The organism is Methanolobus bombayensis (assembly GCF_017873415.1).
GTDB lineage: Archaea > Halobacteriota > Methanosarcinia > Methanosarcinales > Methanosarcinaceae > Methanolobus > Methanolobus bombayensis.
This window is the reverse complement of sequence record NZ_JAGGKD010000003.1, coordinates 174,694-191,779: the sequence shown is the minus strand read 5'-3', so window position 1 is coordinate 191,779 and position 17,086 is coordinate 174,694. Positions and strand designations below refer to the sequence as shown.

The following is a 17,086-nucleotide window of genomic DNA, read 5'->3' as shown; positions in this document are numbered from 1 at the left end:
CATCTCCATTCAATTACGGTAACATTTTAAGTATTAGTGATATTAATATAACAGTGTTTTTGAATACATGAGGGCGAATTATGGCAAATATCGTGAACAAATTGTTTGGTGGCAGCAGTAAAAGCTCAACCACTGAGGATGAGTATACTGAACTTGACCTTACCAAGTACGAAGAGGTAATAGATGATGAGCCAGCAGAGACCTATATCAGGGTAGCGGAACTTACAAACCTCAATGAGCTGACCTCACTCAAGAAAGAGATCTATGATGGTAATATAGTCATGATAGACATTTCCAATATTAAAGTGGACAAATTGATACTTGATCGCGCTTTGAAAGATCTCAAAGAAGTAGTTCTTGATGTTCATGGCGATATCGCCGGTATAAAGGAAGACCAGGTTCTTGTAACTCCTACAGGCATTAAGATCGACAGGTCAAAGATTACCGGTGGCAGATATTGAACGAAGAAGATTCCTGCCAGCACTTTGTAACCAGATCTTCATGTCCGCTCTGTCATAAAGAGCTGCTGATCAGCTGGCAGAGTGATGAAATTCCTTATTTTGGCGAGGTAATGTACATCACTGCGGCATGTGATTGTAGTTTCAGGTTTGCTGATACTCTTATTCTTTCCCAGAAAGAGCCAATGCGTTATGAGCTACTGGTGGAGAACCTTGAAGATCTTAACAGCAGGGTAGTACGTTCTACTTCAGGAACCATCAGAATACCTGAACTTGGAATTGATGTTGAACCTGGTTCAATATCGGATTCATATGTGACCAATATTGAGGGTGTACTAGACAGAATTCTCAGTGTTGTAATAACTGCAACCAAATGGTGTGAAGATGATGAAGAAAGACACTCGCGTGGTCTTGAAGTCCAGAAAGCGCTTGAAGAAATAATTGAAGGTCTAAGACCTGTTACTATTGTTATAGAGGATCCTTTCGGCAACAGTGCAATTATTTCTGATAAGGTGAAATCATGTGTACTTCCTTCTGAGGAGGCCGATTGTCTTAAGACAGGTATGATTGTCTTTGATACCAATTCCTCTGAAATGGAACTTGATGCGAGTGATTCAGAACATCGTCTGACCGAATGAGTGAAGGTTCCAGTTTAATCTATTTTTTATCTTGTTAATCCGGGAATTCCGGTTTCTTCCGGATATCATTTATTATACTTCTTTTAATATTTCAGGTGATCATTTTTATTTGTCTCTACCATGTTATGAAAGGAAATGGCTATAAGCAATGTATTAGTTATTGTAGCCAAAATCAAGTATGGATATTATATAGGTGAATACATGGCAGAGCAAGAAAAAGAGGCTGCACTTCCTTCTAAAAAAGATTTCAGTGAATGGTATAACGATCTGCTCTTAAAGGGCGAGATCATGGATGTACGTTATCCTGTAAAGGGACTTTATGTATGGTTCCCATTCGGATTCAACATCAGAAGAAATGTTTACGACATAATGCGTAATTTACTTGATAAAGACCATCAGGAAACAATGTTCCCTCTTCTGATTCCTGAAAATGAGTTCATGAAAGAAGCAGAACATATTAAAGGTTTCGAGGATGAGGTTTACTGGGTGACACATGGCGGTACTTCTCCGCTCGATGTCAAGCTTGCACTTCGTCCTACCAGTGAGACTGCTATTTATCCAATGTATAAACTCTGGATAAGGTCACATGCTGATATGCCACTTAAACTGTACCAGATCGTCAACACTTTCAGGTATGAGACAAAACACACACGTCCTCTTATCAGGCTGCGTGAGATTACCTCATTTAAGGAGGCTCACACTGTTCATGCAACATGGGATGATGCTGCAGCTCAGGTAGATGAAGCTATCAGGATATATACCGATTTCTATCGTAAACTTGCTGTTCCTGTGCTTGCATCCAAAAGACCTGACTGGGATAAGTTCCCTGGTGCAGATTATACAATTGCAACCGATGCACTGATGCCTGATGGGAAAACGCTTCAGGTAGGTACTGCCCACCATCTAGGTGACAATTTTGCAAAGACATTTGACATTACTTATGAAGATGCAGAAGGTGAGCAGGTCTATGCTTTCCAGACATGTTATGGTGTTTCAGAACGTTCCATCGCTGCTCTCATTTCCATACATGGGGATGACAAGGGTCTTGTGCTTCCGCCAGCAGTTGCTCCGGTTCAGGTTGTCATTATTCCGATCATTTTCAAAAAGGCAGAAGGTGTTCTTGAAGCCTGTGAGGAAGTAATGAGTAAGCTTGAAGCAATAGGCATACGTGTGAAGATGGATGCAAGTGACGAACGTCCTGGTGCCAAATATTACAAATGGGAAATGAAAGGTGTGCCTGTAAGACTGGAACTTGGCCCAAGGGATCTCAAGAATAATGCAGCTATGCTTGTACGTCGTGATACTGGTAAGAAACAGCAGGCATCCCTTGACACTGTTGTTGATGAAGTATCTTCAATGCTGGGTGATATCCATGATTCACTTTACGAAAAGGCAAAGGAAAGTGTCTATTCACGTGTATTTGATTGCAAGGATATTGATGAGATCAAGGAGAATCTTCCAAAGGGCATTGCAAAGATATTCTGGTGTGGCGACAAGGAATGTGGCCTGAAACTGGAGGATGATATTGGCGCAGGGATACTTGGAATCCCCACTGAGCAGGAAGAATGTAAAGGAAAGTGTCCTGTATGTGGTGCTGATTCTGACATTCAGGTGTATGTTGCAAGGACTTACTGAGTTAATCTGGAAAAGGTCATATACTCCCTGTAAAATACATCTAGGCGATTGGTATGGATACGTTATCACCTGAAAAAGTCCGGTTACCTGAAAAACCGTTGTTCGTTTGTGTCCTTGGAAATACGGAGACTGCGTATATTGAAGGTCTTTCCGCTGCAGGAAAGACTGCAAAACTGACAGACTATACTCCTGCCGGTGACGCAGAGGTTCTTGAAACAGGAACTATCATTGATATTCCTATATTGCCTATGACTCCTCCCTATGATACTCCAACACCTGCACTTATTACGCGTGCTGCACTTTCCATTACAGGTGTGCCGCATATATTTGTAAATGCAGGTCTGAAGGTACTTCCGGCTAAACAGGTTCCTCTTTTTAGTATTAACGGTAAGCCGGGTGATGATATAAGAAAGCCTGTTGCTGTACATAATGTACAGGAAGCTTTTGATAATGCCTTCAGGCTCGGAGAGGAACTTGCAAAGAAGCATGACTTTGTCATGATCGGTGAGAGTATTCCTGCGGGGACCACCACTGCAAATGCTGTATTACAGGCACTTGGCTATGATGGGAACGTTAGCAGTAGTTCAGATTCCAATCCTTTGTCTCTTAAAAAAGAGGTTGTAAAAGAAGCTCTTGCTTCATCAGGTATCACTTTTGGATCTTTGCGCAACGATCCTATCAAGGCGATAACTTCTGTGGGTGACCCTATGATGGTTGCAGTTGCAGGGATAGCTGCAGGTCTTGGTGACACACCAGTTGTTCTTGCAGGTGGTACACAGATGGCTTCAATATTTGCTGCCATTAAACATATGGGCTATTCAATGGATCACATAAAGATTGTTACTACCAGTTATGTTGTGAGAGATGAATCTGCTAATTTTGTGGAACTGGTAGATGAGGTCGGTGCTGACTTTGAAGGTGCTGATCCTGAATTCGGTAAATCTTCATTTAAGGGTCTGCAGCAATATGAGGTCGGCTTTGTAAAAGAGGGCGTAGGTGCAGGTGGTGCTATCTATCTGACTGCGATGTATGGTTATTCAATGGAGGATTTACGCTTAAAGATAGAACAACTTTGTGATGAGCTGTGCAAATTCGGGGATTTGGACCGGGTTGCCAGTGAAAATATATAAGCATAGGAGTGTAGTACCGCTAAATATATCATAGATAAGATGTATTCAGGGGATACTGCCCGAATTTATGGGGCTGTGGCCTAGTCCGGCATGGCGATGGGCTCCAGCGGATAAATGATGAACAACGGGTCTACTGAGACTAACCCGACGGGGTTGGTTTGTGAGGAACCGTTGGAGCACTGATATGTGCTCATTAGAACTATAGCTGTTTTGTGCAGCTGTTCGGAGAGACCCGTCGATCGTGAGTTCGAATCTCACCAGCCCCATCTACTTATCTTTGCAGAAATCTCAATTCTGCCGGATGAGTACCTTTTCTATGCCTAAACTATATATGTAGATAGAACTATATAATTAATAGTAAAGTTAAAATAATAATTTTACTTAAATTTAAGTAACAAAATATGAAGGTTACCATTAAATTTATATTATAATGTATTTATTTAATTCATGTGTAAAAAGGGAGCCTATGATTCATGCACTACAGGGATAAAGTACTCATTGTTGATGACGAGCAGGCAATTGTGGAGCTAATGGGACTTTACCTTAAATCAGATTATGATGTTATTCCTGCATATAGTGGACAGGAGGCACTGGATAAGGTAAAAACCGAAAAGCCGGATATAATCCTGCTTGATGTGATGATGCCTGATATGAATGGGTATGAGGTTTGCAGAGTTTTAAAAACATCTGTGGAAACTCAATTCCTTCCAGTGGTAATGGTTACTGCACTTTCTGGCAAGGATGATCGTATAAAAGGTATTGAAGTTGGTGCTGATGAGTTCCTTGGTAAGCCTGTTAATCGCCTTGAACTTGTGACCAGGGTAAAATCACTCTTGCGTATAAAGCATCTTCAGGATAAGGTTCTTGCAGAGAGAAATGAGGCAATGAACTATCTTGATGTTGCCGGTTTTGTTGTTTTTGTCGTTGATAATGACATGAAGATCAATCTTGTAAATCGCAAGGGTAATGAGATACTGGGATACGATGAGTTTGAACTGATTGGCCATGATTTTATTGATTTCCTCGTACCGGAAGAGAAAGGTAAAGAGCTTCGGTCTGAGTTTGAGAAAGTTATTTCCGGTGAATCGGAACTTCCTGAATTCAAAGAACATGCTGTTCTTTCAAAAGATGGCAATGAAATTCAAATGCGCTGGTACGATGTTGTCCTGAAAGAAGATGATGGTTCTATAACAGGTATTCTGCGCTCCGGGGAAGATCTGAGTAAATTTGAATGATTTTCACAAAAGATATTCATTTTATATTTTCTTTTCAAATGTTTGTAATTCACACTCAGCATCTTTTTGCTCACTTTTTTTGAACATATTCTTTGTCATGCAGAAAATCCATTTTTTATGTAATAATAAATGCAGGCCTGTAAATAATGTCAGGAGTATTGATGTTCTGTTATGTATCAGTGTCCATGTTGCTTTTGTTATGCCAATGAATTCCTGATATCTGCCTCTTTGTACTCCTGATGGGATGGCAAGATATAATATAAAGCCTGTAATGGCAACAGCAATAAATAATATCGTTAATACGATATCGGTATAATAGTTTACTTCTGATTTGTTCATCTTTTCACCCGTTTATATTTATTTTTTTAAAATTGTCTACTACAGTATAATAACATTGTATTTGCAAGATGAAATTTTTATTTTAAGTTGTGCAAAGGTTTAAATTTGATTGGGTTAAGTAGTAGTCCTGTTTCATTGCCGGGATTCGTCCCGTGGGAATGTAGCATTTGTAAATCACAAAAGCTGAACCGTGAAACTAGAAATGAAACTTAGGTGAACAATTTGTCAAAATCATATTATGCATACGTAAGGGACGCATGGAAAGACCCGGACAATACACATGTCCGTGAACTCAGATGGGAAAGACTCCAGGAATGGAGAAAGGAAGGGTCTGTTACAAAGATAAGACGTCCAACTCGTATTGACCGTGCCCGCTCCCTTGGATACAAGGCAAAACAGGGTATCGTTGTAGCTCGTGTAAAGGTACGCAGAGGCGGTCTCAGAAAACCAAGATATATCCGTGGAAGACGTACACAGCGTATGGGTAAGAACAAGATCACTGGTGGAATGAGCATTCAGAGGATTGCTGAACAGCGTGCTGACAGGAAATTCCCTAATCTTGAAGTTCTTAACTCCTACTGGGTGGGCGACGACGGTAAATCCAAGTGGTATGAGGTTATCCTCGTAGATCCAAGCCATCCTGTAATCAAAAGTGACAAAAATCTCAACTGGATCTGTGGTAACACTCACAAAGGACGTGCACAGCGTGGTAAGACCAGTTCAGGCAGAAAGGGCAGAGGTATGATGTCACGTGGTACGGGTACTGAAAAGACCAGGCCAAGCCTGAGATCAAACCTTAACAGAGGCAAGTGATCCACTATATAATATTGCGTGTATTTGCGCACTCTACTGAGGATCTTTCCAGGGTACGTGCTGCCCTGGACTTCTTTTTACGGAATGCAATTGGCATATCCGACGATGATGTTACCGATGGACTTATTGAAGTAACTGATATTGAAGGTCATTATGGCAATCCGTCCGTGATGCTCAGTTCACAGATATCACGCAAATCGGATTCTGTACGACTTGCAAGGTTTATCAGGGAACGTATGAGTTCCGATGATGTTCAGAACCTTCGAGATGAAATGCCTGAAAGGCTGGATGATGAACAGCTATTCCATATGAGGTTTGACAAACAAGCAGCTTTCCAGGGAAGGATAGTGTTGAGTTCATCCTCTGATGCTATTACTGTAAAGGTAAAGATAGCCACCTATCCAAAGAACCGTCTTCAGGCGGGGCTGATAGTGGAGGAATTGTTTGGTTAACCCCTCTTTTTATGATCTGCACGTTTACTCTGTGCCCGAAGGCAAAAATACTATAGAAGAAATGGCTTCTTTTTCCTTGAGATTAGGAATAAGTGGCATCGCCATTACTAATCCTTCACAAAGTTGCCAGCCGGAAAGGGCACAGGTGTTCGATGACTTTGAAGTGTTCAGCGGTGTGGAAATCAGAGTTGATAATCCATCGCGTTTACATGGGATGGTTGGAAAGTATCGTAAAAAGACAGATGTAATAGTTATTCGTGGCGGTACAGAGAATATCAACCGTGCAGCTGTAGAGAATTCTAATGTGGATATCCTCTCCGGTTTCGGGTCAATGAAAGATAATGGTCTGAATCATATACTTGCAAGATCAGCAAGTGACAACGATGTTGCAATTGCATTTGATCTTGGTGAAGTGGTCAGCCAGCGTGGTGGCCGACGGGTAAGGACTTTGTCTAATTTCAGAAAAGACCTGGCACTGGTCCGCAAATATGACGTTCCTTTTATCCTGACTTCTAACGCAGGGTCTTGTTATGATTTGCGCGCTCCCAGGGAATTGATAGCTCTTGCAGGACTTTTCGGAATGACAAAAGAGGAAGCAATATCCGGTTTGTCTTCTACTCCTGAATGTATTATTTCCAGAAATCGTCCCTCTAAATCATATGTTTTTGAGGGTGTGGAAATTGTAGATTCTACTGATGTGTTTTCAGACAAGGGTGATGAGAAATGAAGGTATTGCCACCGACCATGCGGGAAAATAAGCGATATCTTGCTTTTGAGCTAATAGCTGAAAACATGATTGGAATAAGCAGGGATGATCTTATCCGTGAAATATTCTCAGCTTCAGGAAGTTTGCTTGGTGATCTTGGTTCAAGTGAGTGTAATATATGGCTTTTTGCTTTTGATGATAACAAGGGTGTAATAAGCTGTGAAAGGAATCATGTTTCACAAACGCGGGCTGTTATGGCCACAATTACCCATGTGAAAGGAAAAAGAGTGTTGCTTCATGTTCTGGGAGTTTCAGGTACGGTTCGCGGTGCAACAAAAAGTATTTAGAGGGTGTAGATATATTTACCCCCGAGGAACAGTCACATATAAATGAGTAGAGAGCGTATTTCAGTTAATTATAGTATATATTCTGTTATTTATAAATAAATCAGGAGATGAAGTGAAGATGCAAATGACGCCACAGATGGGTTATGATCGAGCCATCACAGTTTTCAGTCCGGACGGACGTCTCTTCCAGGTAGAATATGCAAGAGAAGCAGTTAAGAGGGGCACAACCGCAGCCGGTGTAAAAGCAAAAGATGGTGTGGTATTGCTTGTAGACAAAAGGATCACAAGCAGGTTGATAGAAGCAGAGTCGATAGAGAAGATCTTCCAGATCGATGACCACATTGGTGTTGCTACTTCAGGACTGGTGGCTGATGCTCGTTCTCTTGTTGACAGGGCAAGGGTCGAGGCTCAGATCAACGTTGTTTCATATGATGAACCAATAGGTGTCGAAGTAATTGCCAAGAAGATATGTGATCATAAGCAGACATACACCCAGTATGGTGGTGTCCGTCCATACGGTACAGCTCTTCTTATTGCAGGTGTGGACGATTCACGTCCACGTCTCTTTGAAAGTGACCCAAGCGGTGCATTGCTTGAATACAAGGCAACTGCAATCGGTGCCGGCAGAAATGCTTTCATGGAGATTTTTGAAGCAGATTATAATGATGATATGGATATTGATGCTGCCATTATGCTTGGTATGAAAGCTCTTTACACTTCTGCAGAAGGCAAAGTTGATGCATCTACCCTTGAGCTTGGTATAATCACTCTGGAAAGCCGTCAGTTCAGAAAGCTTTCTGAAGAGGAAGTTGGCGGTTTTGTTTCCAGGATACGTGAAGAACTCAAGGACGATGTGAAAGAAGAAAAAGATGAATCTGAAAATCAGGACTCAGAGGAATAAATTATCAGAGAGTATGGGGTGAATTAACATGGTGTCTCTTGATGAGTCTGTTATTGCAAGGCTCAAGAAAGGAAAGAATCATTTTGAGGTATTTGTAGAACCGGAAGGTGCTTTTTCGCTCAAAAGAGGGGAAGAGGTCAATATAGAGGAAATTATAGCTGTGGAATCGGTATTTACCGATGCTGCTCAAGGGGACCATGCTGCGGAATCTGACCTTGTGAATACTTTTGAAACAAGTGATGTAACGGAAATTGCCAGGCAGATCATATTACATGGTGAACTCCAGCTTACCAAGGAACAGAGGAAGCAGATCCTGGAAGAAAAGACCAGACAGGTAATAAACATCATTGCACAGAATGCGATAAATCCTCAGACAAGAGCTCCTCATCCTCCTGCAAGGATCGAAATGGCAATGGAAGAGGCAAAGGTCCATATAGATCCTATCAAAGGTGTCGATGAGCAGGTAAATATTGTAATGAAAGCTATCCGGCCAATAATTCCTATAAGATTTGAAGAAGTAGAAGTAGCCGTAAAGATTCCGGCTGAATATGCAGCAAAGTCATATGGTGATATTGCCGGCTTTGCAACCCTTTTAAAGAATGAGTGGCAGAATGATGGTTCATGGGTAGCTGTTGTTAAAATGCCTGCAGGCCTGCAAAATGATTTTTATGGCCTTGTGAACCATCTTACAAAAGGCGATGCTGAAACCAAATTATTATGAGGCCACATAATGGAACGTGAAATTGTAATTCCGGGGCAGTTTTTGTCTGATAACAAAGATGATTCCGGTCCTGGTACTTATGTAAAGGACGGAAAAGTCTATTCCCTTTTATACGGAGTAAAGAACGCTAAGAAAAAGATATCTGTAATTCCTTTTTCCGGAAAGTACATTCCATCTTTCAGGGATTATGTTATTGCTACGGTTATAGACGTAACTCCATCTAACTGGATATTCGATATAGGTTCTCCATATGATGGTTTGCTACACGTATCAGAGTATCCAAGACGTATCGATCAGGATAAAATGGCAGAAGTACTTGGAATAGGTGAGTCTGCCTTACTTCGTGTAAAAGATGTAAGTTCATCCATGAAGGTCGAATTGACCATGAGAGAACGCGGTCTGAGACTTCTCGACAAGGGCCGTGTAATTGAAGTAACTCCTGCGAAGGTCCCTCGTATCATAGGACATGGTGGTTCTATGGTATCAATGCTTAAGAAAGAGACAAATTGTGAGGTATTCGTGGGCCAGAACGGAAGAATATGGATAAAAGGAAAAGATAGTCAAATGGACATTCTCACTGAAGCTATTGAGCTTATTATGAAACATTCCCACACCTCAGGATTGACCGACAGGATCTCTCTTTTTTTAAAAGGTGAAGATGAATTTGTTTCAGAGGAGGATGAAGCTGTTTTGAATGAAGATCTCACTGAAGATACGAAAGATGCAGAGAATGAAAGTGAGATAAAGGAAGATACCTATCGAAAAGTTGATGCTCTTCTGGAAGATGATGATTGATCCGAGGCAAAACTTTTTGATCAGGGAAATGTGCTAACATTGGAGAATTAATATGAGTGATAAACCTGAAAAGTTCATTGATGAAAATGGATTACGTCTGGACGGCAGACGTATTGATGAAATCAGGCCAATGAAGATGGAGATAGGTGTACTCTCCAGGGCTGATGGTTCATGTTATTTGGAATGGGGTAAAAATAAGGTACTTGCGGCTGTTTATGGTCCCAGGGAACTTCACCCCAGAAGATTGCAGAAAGCTGATTCTGTATTAATAAGATATCGTTATAATATGGCTGCCTTTTCTGTAGAGGATCGTATAAGGCCAGGTCCTAGCAGAAGGAGCACCGAAATATCAAAAGTAAGTCGTGAGGCATTTGAGCCTGTCGTGCTGACCCACCTTTATCCGGGTGCGGTTATTGATGTCTTTGCTGAGGTCCTTCAGGCAGATGCAGGTACAAGAACTGCAGCGATAAATGCAGCTTCTGTGGCACTTGCTGATGCTGGAATTCCTATGAAGGGACTTGTATCCGCTTGTGCTGTGGGAAAGGTTGACGGTAAACTGGTACTTGATCTTAACAAGCCTGAAGATAATTATGGAGATGCTGATATTCCGATGGCTATGACCTCTGATGGTGAGATCACTCTAATTCAGATGGATGGTGATGTTACTCAGGAAGAGTTCAAACAGGCAATTGAGATGTGCAAGGAAGGATGTCGCCAGATAATGGAGATACAGAAAGAAACACTCAGAAATAAGTTCACAAAACTTGATGAAGTGGATATCTCTGATGATGAGGAAGATGTTGATGTTTCTGCACTTGTGGAATCTACCCTTGAATCAGCTGAGGATGATGATATCGAGGATAAGGAATCCGATTCAGATGAAGAAGAGGATGCTACTCCTGAGTCATCAGAAGAAGATGAAGATATTGATGTAGATGAATCACATTCTGACTTTGAAGCTGTTGAGCTTGTAGAGGATTTTGAAGAGTCTTTCACTGATGTAGACGAAGAAGAGGATGTCTCTGATGGTGAAGATGATGAGGAGAAGGACTGAGGTGCGATCATGGGTAATGAAGTAATGTCAGTACTTAAGAAAGATTATATTTACAACCTTATGCTCAAAGGAAAGCGAGCAGATGGCCGAAACTTTGATGAGATAAGGGATATTGAGATCAGTACCAATGTTATAGAAAAGGCTGAAGGATCCGCCTGGATCAAGATGGGTGGTACTGAGATTCTTGTAGGAGTAAAAATGCAGGTAGGTACACCTTTCCCTGATTCTGCCGATCAAGGTGTCATCATTACAAGTATGGAACTTAATCCGATAGCTTCTCCTGATTTTGAGGCTGGCCCTCCCAGAGAGAATGCTATTGAGATGGCTCGTGTCACTGACAGAGGTATCCGTGAATCAGGCGCAATTGATTTAAACAAGTTGTGTATTACGGAGGGAGAAGAAGTCTGGATGGTATTCATCGATATCCATGTTCTCAACAATGAAGGGAACATCCAGGATGTATCCTCTCTGGGTGCAATAGCTGCCCTTCTGACTGCCGTTGTTCCTGGTGAACGCGAAGGTCGTGGTGAGGATATGCCAATGCCAATAAGGGATATGCCTGTTTCAGTTACGCTGGTAGACATCGGTGGTGAAATGATGGTTGACCCTGACCTTGATGAAGAAACTGTTTGTGACACTCGCATAACTATAGTTTCAAATCAGGATGGCTCAATATCAGGAATGCAGAAGAGCGGTGATGGCGCACTTACCGAGGAAAAACTTTTAAAAGCTGTGTCAATTGCCTGCCAGAAAGCATCAGAGCTCAGGGAAGCTCACCTGTTGAATATCTGATCCGCAAATTCAATATCATAAAAATCACAGAATTTCAAGGAGATAAGATTCATGGCAAAAAAATATACGCGAAAAGGTCGAGTTTCCAGATCAGCCGGTAGATTTGGTACTCGCTATGGTAGGAAAGACCGTAAACTGGTCGCAGACCTTGAACAAAAGATGCGCATGCCACACAAGTGTCCAAACTGCGCACGTCCTACTGTAAAAAGAACAGGTACGGGCATATGGAAATGTGCTAAGTGCAACTATACTTTTGCAGGTGGAACATTCCTGCCACAGACAAATGTTGGAAAGACTGTTGCACGTTCTGTTAAGAAAGCAAAGGAAGCAGCAGCTGCAGCTGCAGAAGAGTAAGGTGAATATGGCCTACAAATGTACCAGATGCAAAAGAAATGTTGAGATCGACTACGAGTATACAGGTATTCGCTGTCCTTATTGTGGACACCGTATCCTTGTGAAAGAGCGTCCAACAACTATCAAACGCATCAAAGCAGAGTAAGAAGCGATGTTAATCACTTCTTCTCGCAAACCTTCTGCCGGAACGCGTACTCTATGTAAGCATCTGGCATCTTTTTTTGGTTGTGAGTATTTCAACCGTGGTAAGATGAACATGGGAGAAGTCTTGAGTCTCTCTCATAATATTCCTCTCATTATAGTTGGGGAATATCATGGTAATGCCGGTAGCCTAGCTTTCTATGATAATGAAGGTTTCTGTACACTTTCTATTTATTTTTCTGTAATAGAAGATCCTTCTTTTTATCCAAAAAGGTCTGATTCATTCCCTTTGATAGAAGGGGATAATGAACTTGTACCATTGATTAATAATCTCCTTATTCAGAAAGATTCAAAGTTGTCATCTTCATTGTCGCTTGTGATCTCAGGCAATCATATACATTTTAAAGAAGGCGATAAAGAACTTTTCAGCCTCAGGATGAAAAGCTATAAAGTATATGAGGTTGATGAAAGTTGCTCCTGAAGTCTCTTTCACGATTTGAAAATAGCGAAGCCGACCTGATTTATCGCTCTCTTAAACCTGAGCTTGAAAGCCAGATAACTGACAGAGCATCTGTTTCAATATGGGTTGAGGATGGATATATCTTTCTAGAGGTAAGTTCTGATGACCTGGTGGCAATGCGTTCAACTCTTAATACATGGCTTCGTTTGATACAGGTTTCATTCGAAACAGCGGACTGTATTGTTTAATTATTCCTGTATCATATAACAATATGTATTTTATGGTTTATTATCTCTTTTCATTCTTGTTTTTGAATTAATGTACATAGAAACATTAAAATCATTTCAGGTTTATTGGTATGCCAGGTGAAACCAAATGAGTACACAAATACCCCCGCAGATACAGAATCAACTGGCGCAGTTGCAACAGGTTCAGCAGCAAGCGCAGTCACTTGCAATGCAGAAATCTCAGGTTGAGTCCATGCAGAAAGAAGCTGAAATGGCTCTTGAAGAACTGGAAAAAATGCCTGACGATGTTGTCATCTATCGCAGTGTTGGTGAATTACAGATAAAATCCAATAAGGAAGAGTCTGTATCTAAACTGAATGAAAAAGTAGAAACACTTTCACTCAGATTACAATCCATTTCCAGACAGGAAGAAAGGATATCAAAACGTTTCACACAACTTCAGGAACAGATTGAACAATCTATGGGGAACCAGGCACAGTAAGCCTGATCTCTATTTCTGATGACATGTCGGTATTAGATCCGACAATGTTCAGAGGTTTCCATGCAAGTTGAAGAAACGGAGTTTTACAATAAGCTTCTGGATTATACTAATATCCTTTATCTTTGTCATCGGAACGCCGATCCGGATGCCGTAAGTAGTGCATTTGCACTTTCAGAAGCCGTGGGAGGAACAATTGGCCTTGTTGATGGGTGTAACCGTGTTGCTTCTCTTCTTATTGATAAACTAAATATTGACGTGGTTGAAAAACCTGATCCGTCTGAATATGACATAACTCTTGTAGTTGATACTTCCACAAGTTCCCAGCTAAATGATATTAAACTTGGTAAATACTGTGTGATCGATCATCATGCAACTACTGCTCTTATCGAGAATGCTGAGTTCTATCTACACCGTCATGCAACATCCACTGCAGAGATGGTATTTGACATACTGAGATCCATGGGTGCACCTGTAATGCGACGCACTGCAATGGGTCTGCTTACTGGTATAATAACCGACACCGGACATTTTAAACATGCTACTCAGGAAACATTCAGAACAGTTTCTGAAATAATTGCCTGTAGTGGTGTGGAATATGCCGAAGTGCTGGAAATGATGGCAGCAACTCCGCAGGATATATCCATGCGTATAGCAATGTTAAAATGTGCCACCCGTGCAACCATTGAAAGGGTTGATGACTGGTTACTTGTTGACTCTCATGTAAATTCCTTTGGTGGTGCAGCTTCATCCATGTTCCTTAATATCGGGGCTGATGTGGCTCTCATAGGAACTTCCCGTGATGCAAATATCAGGGTAAGTGGCAGAGCCAAGCGTGAAGCTGTTGCTGCAGGTGTCAATCTGGGAAAGATTATGGAAGATATAAGCCAGAATTATGATGGCACCGGAGGAGGTCATGCGGGAGCTGCTGGAATAGATGTGGTTGCCGACATGGATACAATACTGGGTGAATGCAAAAGCAGGATACGTGATATCCTCACGGGCAAACCCAATCCTTCTATATGTGATTCACTGAATGATGAATGTCACGAATCTGAATAATTGATAAAGGGGCAATTAGATGATAGAATACTGGAACCCATTGATGGAAAGGATGCCAGTTGATGAACTGGAGAAAATGCAGGAGAAGAAACTTAAAAGTCTGGTGAACTACGTATACCAGCACTCGGATTTCTATAAAAAGAAATTCGATGAGGCAGGCGTTAAACCTGAAAACATCCAATCACTAGATGACCTTAAAAAATTACCTTTTACGTATAAATCCGATCTCAGAGATACTTATCCAACAGGAATGTTCTGTGTGCCTAACGAGCAGCTTGTGCGTTTTCATGTATCCTCAGGGACCACAGGAAAACCAACTGTAGTAGGTTATACAAAGAATGATATTCAGGAATGGAACACATCCCTTGCAAGGGCTCTCACCTCAATTGGTGTTGGTCGTGGGGATGTAATTCAGGTAAGCTACGGGTACGGTCTTTTCACAGGTGGTCTCGGACTTCACTATGGTGCTGAAGAAGTAGGTTCTACTGTTCTTCCTACAAGTTCAGGTAATACAGAAAAGCAACTTGAACTTATGCAGGATCTGGGCAGCAGTGTAATTGCCTGTACGCCATCTTACTTCCTCTTCATGAGTGAGGTTGCAAACCAGAATGGTATCAGCATACAGAATGATACAAATCTTAAGGCCGGAGTATTCGGTGCAGAGCCATGGTCCGAAGAAATGAGGGCAAGAATAGAAGAAGCAACAGGTATCAAAGCCTATGATATCTACGGTACTTCCGAACTTAGTGGTCCTCTTTGTACAGAATGCCAGTTCCAGGAAGGTATTCACATATGGGCAGACCAGTTCCTTATTGAGGTAATTGATCCGGCAACAGGTGAACAGCTTGGTGATGGTGAGCGTGGAGAGCTTGTTATCACGACCCTTGCAAAAGAAGCACTTCCACTTATCAGGTATCGTATTGGAGATATCACTGTTATTAACAAGGAGCCATGCAAGTGTGGTCGTACACACCCACGTATCATGAGGGTCCTTGGCCGTGCAGATGACATGCTTATTGTTCGTGGAATTAATGTTTTTCCGGGACAGGTGGAATCTGTATTGATGACGATTCCTGAGGTTGGTGAGCACTTTATGATTCTTGTCGACAGGGTGAATGAACTTGATACCATGACCATCCAGATCGAGATGACAGATGAAGCATTCAGTGACAAGGTCAATGATATCATTGATCTTGAAAAGAAGGTTCAAGCAGCACTTAAGAATGTCCTCAATCTGGCGGTTAAGGTCGAGCTTGTTGAGAAGGGAACAATCCCGCGCTCAATGGGTAAAGCCAAGAAAGTGATAGACAACAGAAAGTTATAAACGCTTACATCACATAACTTCTAATAAAAATGCAGGTGCTAATATGGAAGAAAAGATAATCAAACAGATATCACTTTTCGCTGAGAACAAGCCGGGTCGCCTTGCTAATATTGCATCAAATTTCAGGAATGCAGGTATTAACATAAGGGCTTTTACCATTGCTGAAGCAGGTGATTTCGGTATCATCAGGATGGTAGTTGATAAGCCTGATCTTGCTCATGAAGTTCTCCATGATGCAGGATTCACGGTTTCCGAGACCAGTGTTCTGGGTATAGAGATGGAAGATGTGCCAGGTGGACTGGGTAAGATCGCTGATGTGCTTGGTGCTCAGAGCATCAACATAGACTATGCTTATGCTTTTGTTACAAAGACCGAGAAAGCACTTCTCATCCTCAGGGTCAGTGATATCGAAGGAGCAATTAAGGTTCTTAATGGTGCAGGTGTCAAGCTCATTGATATGGTAAATATTCAGGAAATCTGATTTTCTGAATATTATTTTCTTTTATTCAAAAACAGTTTATTGGTTATATTTCCATAAATCTTTCATTTGTTTATGTTTTATGATTTTTCATATTCTCTTCCGGGTTTTGCAGCCGATACAGAATCGAACCACTAATATTTTATATGACCTGTTGTCATTCCAATTGAAATGACGGATACTACTAATTCGAACGGAGTTCGCAAACCAGATTTAAAACTCGGTGGCTCACATACTACTATTATAGGTGGACGCAGTGGTAAAAAGGTTGTATCCCTGATTAGTCAACATCCTTCTGTCAAAAAGATAATTCCTTCTGTAATTGCTGTAAAAGGAAAAGGAAATTCCGGCGGAAAACTTACTGGCAGGGTGCAGAGACCTGATGACAGGGGCAATATGCGACTTCTTCTTTCACGTGGAACTTCTTTTCAGGAACTACGCATTGTCACAAACGTAGGTAGTTTTGAAGAAGGTGAGCACGTTATGAAAGAGCTCAATTCATTATTATCTGATATTTAAGGTGAA

Annotated in this window: 24 protein-coding genes and 1 tRNA gene; 24 read left to right on the top strand and 1 reads right to left on the bottom strand. The window is 41.4% G+C overall.

What is annotated here, in order from left to right; all coding sequences use genetic code 11:
- Positions 1 to 80: 80 nt before the first annotated feature.
- The 6 genes from J2746_RS04940 to J2746_RS04915 all read left to right on the top strand — a co-directional run bounded on the left by J2746_RS04940 (position 81) and on the right by J2746_RS04915 (position 5,096).
- Positions 81 to 461, top strand: a complete 381-nt coding sequence (locus J2746_RS04940; protein ID WP_209617152.1) for a cell division protein SepF — start codon at positions 81 to 83, stop codon at positions 459 to 461.
- Positions 458 to 1,096 carry a ZPR1 zinc finger domain-containing protein gene (locus J2746_RS04935; RefSeq protein WP_209617149.1) on the top strand — a complete coding sequence of 213 codons (639 nt, stop codon included), beginning with the start codon at positions 458 to 460 and terminating at the stop codon, positions 1,094 to 1,096. The genes J2746_RS04940 and J2746_RS04935 overlap by 4 nt, the downstream gene beginning before the upstream one ends.
- A gap of 201 nt (positions 1,097 to 1,297) precedes the next feature.
- Entirely contained in the window at positions 1,298 to 2,731 is a 1,434-nt protein-coding gene (proS, locus tag J2746_RS04930; RefSeq protein ID WP_209617146.1) for a proline--tRNA ligase, read from the top strand.
- 53 nt (positions 2,732 to 2,784) lie between these two features.
- Positions 2,785 to 3,861 (top strand): nicotinate mononucleotide-dependent phosphoribosyltransferase CobT, encoded by a 1,077-nt coding sequence (cobT, locus tag J2746_RS04925; RefSeq protein WP_209617143.1) that lies wholly within the window; start codon positions 2,785 to 2,787, stop codon positions 3,859 to 3,861.
- A 69-nt stretch (positions 3,862 to 3,930) separates the two neighbouring features.
- Positions 3,931 to 4,127, top strand: a tRNA-Trp gene (locus J2746_RS04920).
- A 207-nt stretch (positions 4,128 to 4,334) separates the two neighbouring features.
- A complete protein-coding gene (locus J2746_RS04915; protein WP_209617141.1) occupies positions 4,335 to 5,096 on the top strand; it encodes a response regulator in 762 nt (253 codons plus the stop codon).
- Between the two features lie 21 nt (positions 5,097 to 5,117).
- On the opposite strand, the gene J2746_RS04910 is transcribed toward J2746_RS04915, so the two are convergent.
- The gene (locus J2746_RS04910; RefSeq protein WP_209617139.1) at positions 5,118 to 5,435 is read right to left on the bottom strand and encodes a DUF4405 domain-containing protein; all 318 of its coding nucleotides are present in this window, start codon (positions 5,433 to 5,435) and stop codon (positions 5,118 to 5,120) included.
- A 222-nt stretch (positions 5,436 to 5,657) separates the two neighbouring features.
- Here J2746_RS04910 and J2746_RS04905 point away from each other — a divergent pair, with 222 nt between their 5' ends.
- The 18 genes from J2746_RS04905 (at position 5,658) to J2746_RS04820 (ending at position 17,080) form a co-directional block, all read left to right on the top strand.
- A complete protein-coding gene (locus tag J2746_RS04905; RefSeq protein WP_209617137.1) occupies positions 5,658 to 6,248 on the top strand; it encodes a 50S ribosomal protein L15e in 591 nt (196 codons plus the stop codon).
- A 14-nt stretch (positions 6,249 to 6,262) separates the two neighbouring features.
- Positions 6,263 to 6,700 (top strand): RNA-binding protein, encoded by a 438-nt coding sequence (locus J2746_RS04900; RefSeq protein WP_245249988.1) that lies wholly within the window; start codon positions 6,263 to 6,265, stop codon positions 6,698 to 6,700.
- Positions 6,693 to 7,427: a ribonuclease P protein component 3 gene (gene rnp3 / locus J2746_RS04895; protein ID WP_209617133.1), complete on the top strand. Its 735-nt coding sequence runs from the start codon at positions 6,693 to 6,695 to the stop codon at positions 7,425 to 7,427. The genes J2746_RS04900 and rnp3 overlap by 8 nt, the downstream gene beginning before the upstream one ends.
- Entirely contained in the window at positions 7,424 to 7,753 is a 330-nt protein-coding gene (locus J2746_RS04890) for an Rpp14/Pop5 family protein (protein WP_245249987.1), read from the top strand. Before rnp3 ends, J2746_RS04890 begins: the two co-directional genes overlap by 4 nt.
- A gap of 118 nt (positions 7,754 to 7,871) precedes the next feature.
- A complete protein-coding gene (gene psmA / locus J2746_RS04885) occupies positions 7,872 to 8,654 on the top strand; it encodes an archaeal proteasome endopeptidase complex subunit alpha (RefSeq protein ID WP_209617552.1) in 783 nt (260 codons plus the stop codon).
- 28 nt (positions 8,655 to 8,682) lie between these two features.
- Entirely contained in the window at positions 8,683 to 9,375 is a 693-nt protein-coding gene (locus J2746_RS04880; protein WP_209617131.1) for a ribosome assembly factor SBDS, read from the top strand.
- Between the two features lie 9 nt (positions 9,376 to 9,384).
- Complete coding sequence (gene rrp4, locus J2746_RS04875; RefSeq protein ID WP_209617129.1) at positions 9,385 to 10,170, top strand: exosome complex RNA-binding protein Rrp4; 786 nt, start codon at positions 9,385 to 9,387, stop codon at positions 10,168 to 10,170.
- Positions 10,171 to 10,222: 52 nt separating this feature from the next.
- Positions 10,223 to 11,224, top strand: coding sequence for an exosome complex exonuclease Rrp41 (gene rrp41, locus J2746_RS04870; protein WP_209617126.1), 1,002 nt, complete (start codon positions 10,223 to 10,225; stop codon positions 11,222 to 11,224).
- A gap of 9 nt (positions 11,225 to 11,233) precedes the next feature.
- Positions 11,234 to 12,016 (top strand): exosome complex protein Rrp42, encoded by a 783-nt coding sequence (rrp42, locus tag J2746_RS04865; protein ID WP_209617123.1) that lies wholly within the window; start codon positions 11,234 to 11,236, stop codon positions 12,014 to 12,016.
- Between the two features lie 51 nt (positions 12,017 to 12,067).
- Complete coding sequence (locus J2746_RS04860; protein ID WP_209617120.1) at positions 12,068 to 12,370, top strand: 50S ribosomal protein L37ae; 303 nt, start codon at positions 12,068 to 12,070, stop codon at positions 12,368 to 12,370.
- 7 nt (positions 12,371 to 12,377) lie between these two features.
- The gene (locus J2746_RS04855; protein ID WP_084323965.1) at positions 12,378 to 12,515 is read left to right on the top strand and encodes a DNA-directed RNA polymerase subunit P; all 138 of its coding nucleotides are present in this window, start codon (positions 12,378 to 12,380) and stop codon (positions 12,513 to 12,515) included.
- Positions 12,516 to 12,521: 6 nt separating this feature from the next.
- Complete coding sequence (locus J2746_RS04850; RefSeq protein ID WP_209617117.1) at positions 12,522 to 12,992, top strand: Brix domain-containing protein; 471 nt, start codon at positions 12,522 to 12,524, stop codon at positions 12,990 to 12,992.
- Positions 12,983 to 13,219 (top strand): KEOPS complex subunit Pcc1, encoded by a 237-nt coding sequence (locus tag J2746_RS04845; RefSeq protein WP_209617113.1) that lies wholly within the window; start codon positions 12,983 to 12,985, stop codon positions 13,217 to 13,219. The genes J2746_RS04850 and J2746_RS04845 overlap by 10 nt, the downstream gene beginning before the upstream one ends.
- Positions 13,220 to 13,346: 127 nt before the next feature.
- Positions 13,347 to 13,700: a prefoldin subunit beta gene (locus tag J2746_RS04840; RefSeq protein ID WP_209617110.1), complete on the top strand. Its 354-nt coding sequence runs from the start codon at positions 13,347 to 13,349 to the stop codon at positions 13,698 to 13,700.
- Positions 13,701 to 13,760: 60 nt separating this feature from the next.
- A complete protein-coding gene (locus tag J2746_RS04835) occupies positions 13,761 to 14,759 on the top strand; it encodes a DHH family phosphoesterase (RefSeq protein ID WP_209617107.1) in 999 nt (332 codons plus the stop codon).
- Between the two features lie 19 nt (positions 14,760 to 14,778).
- Positions 14,779 to 16,083, top strand: coding sequence for a phenylacetate--CoA ligase family protein (locus J2746_RS04830; RefSeq protein WP_209617104.1), 1,305 nt, complete (start codon positions 14,779 to 14,781; stop codon positions 16,081 to 16,083).
- Between the two features lie 43 nt (positions 16,084 to 16,126).
- The gene (locus J2746_RS04825) at positions 16,127 to 16,564 is read left to right on the top strand and encodes an ACT domain-containing protein (RefSeq protein WP_209617101.1); all 438 of its coding nucleotides are present in this window, start codon (positions 16,127 to 16,129) and stop codon (positions 16,562 to 16,564) included.
- 168 nt (positions 16,565 to 16,732) lie between these two features.
- Complete coding sequence (locus J2746_RS04820; RefSeq protein ID WP_209617099.1) at positions 16,733 to 17,080, top strand: DUF2103 domain-containing protein; 348 nt, start codon at positions 16,733 to 16,735, stop codon at positions 17,078 to 17,080.
- Positions 17,081 to 17,086 lie beyond the last annotated feature (6 nt).

Bases quoted from the DNA above. Each gene is read 5' to 3' on its own strand.
- J2746_RS04940 (WP_209617152.1), top strand. From the start codon at position 81: ATGGCAAATATCGTGAACAAATTGTTTGGTGGCAGCAGTAAAAGCTCA.
- proS (WP_209617146.1), top strand. From the start codon at position 1,298: ATGGCAGAGCAAGAAAAAGAGGCTGCACTTCCTTCTAAAAAAGATTTC.
- cobT (WP_209617143.1), top strand. From the start codon at position 2,785: ATGGATACGTTATCACCTGAAAAAGTCCGGTTACCTGAAAAACCGTTG.
- J2746_RS04915 (WP_209617141.1), top strand. From the start codon at position 4,335: ATGCACTACAGGGATAAAGTACTCATTGTTGATGACGAGCAGGCAATT.
- J2746_RS04910 (WP_209617139.1), bottom strand. From the start codon at position 5,435: ATGAACAAATCAGAAGTAAACTATTATACCGATATCGTATTAACGATA.
- J2746_RS04890 (WP_245249987.1), top strand. From the start codon at position 7,424: ATGAAGGTATTGCCACCGACCATGCGGGAAAATAAGCGATATCTTGCT.
- psmA (WP_209617552.1), top strand. From the start codon at position 7,872: ATGCAAATGACGCCACAGATGGGTTATGATCGAGCCATCACAGTTTTC.
- J2746_RS04880 (WP_209617131.1), top strand. From the start codon at position 8,683: ATGGTGTCTCTTGATGAGTCTGTTATTGCAAGGCTCAAGAAAGGAAAG.
- rrp4 (WP_209617129.1), top strand. From the start codon at position 9,385: ATGGAACGTGAAATTGTAATTCCGGGGCAGTTTTTGTCTGATAACAAA.
- rrp41 (WP_209617126.1), top strand. From the start codon at position 10,223: ATGAGTGATAAACCTGAAAAGTTCATTGATGAAAATGGATTACGTCTG.
- rrp42 (WP_209617123.1), top strand. From the start codon at position 11,234: ATGGGTAATGAAGTAATGTCAGTACTTAAGAAAGATTATATTTACAAC.
- J2746_RS04860 (WP_209617120.1), top strand. From the start codon at position 12,068: ATGGCAAAAAAATATACGCGAAAAGGTCGAGTTTCCAGATCAGCCGGT.
- J2746_RS04855 (WP_084323965.1), top strand. From the start codon at position 12,378: ATGGCCTACAAATGTACCAGATGCAAAAGAAATGTTGAGATCGACTAC.
- J2746_RS04850 (WP_209617117.1), top strand. From the start codon at position 12,522: ATGTTAATCACTTCTTCTCGCAAACCTTCTGCCGGAACGCGTACTCTA.
- J2746_RS04840 (WP_209617110.1), top strand. From the start codon at position 13,347: ATGAGTACACAAATACCCCCGCAGATACAGAATCAACTGGCGCAGTTG.
- J2746_RS04835 (WP_209617107.1), top strand. From the start codon at position 13,761: ATGCAAGTTGAAGAAACGGAGTTTTACAATAAGCTTCTGGATTATACT.
- J2746_RS04830 (WP_209617104.1), top strand. From the start codon at position 14,779: ATGATAGAATACTGGAACCCATTGATGGAAAGGATGCCAGTTGATGAA.
- J2746_RS04825 (WP_209617101.1), top strand. From the start codon at position 16,127: ATGGAAGAAAAGATAATCAAACAGATATCACTTTTCGCTGAGAACAAG.
- J2746_RS04820 (WP_209617099.1), top strand. From the start codon at position 16,733: ATGACGGATACTACTAATTCGAACGGAGTTCGCAAACCAGATTTAAAA.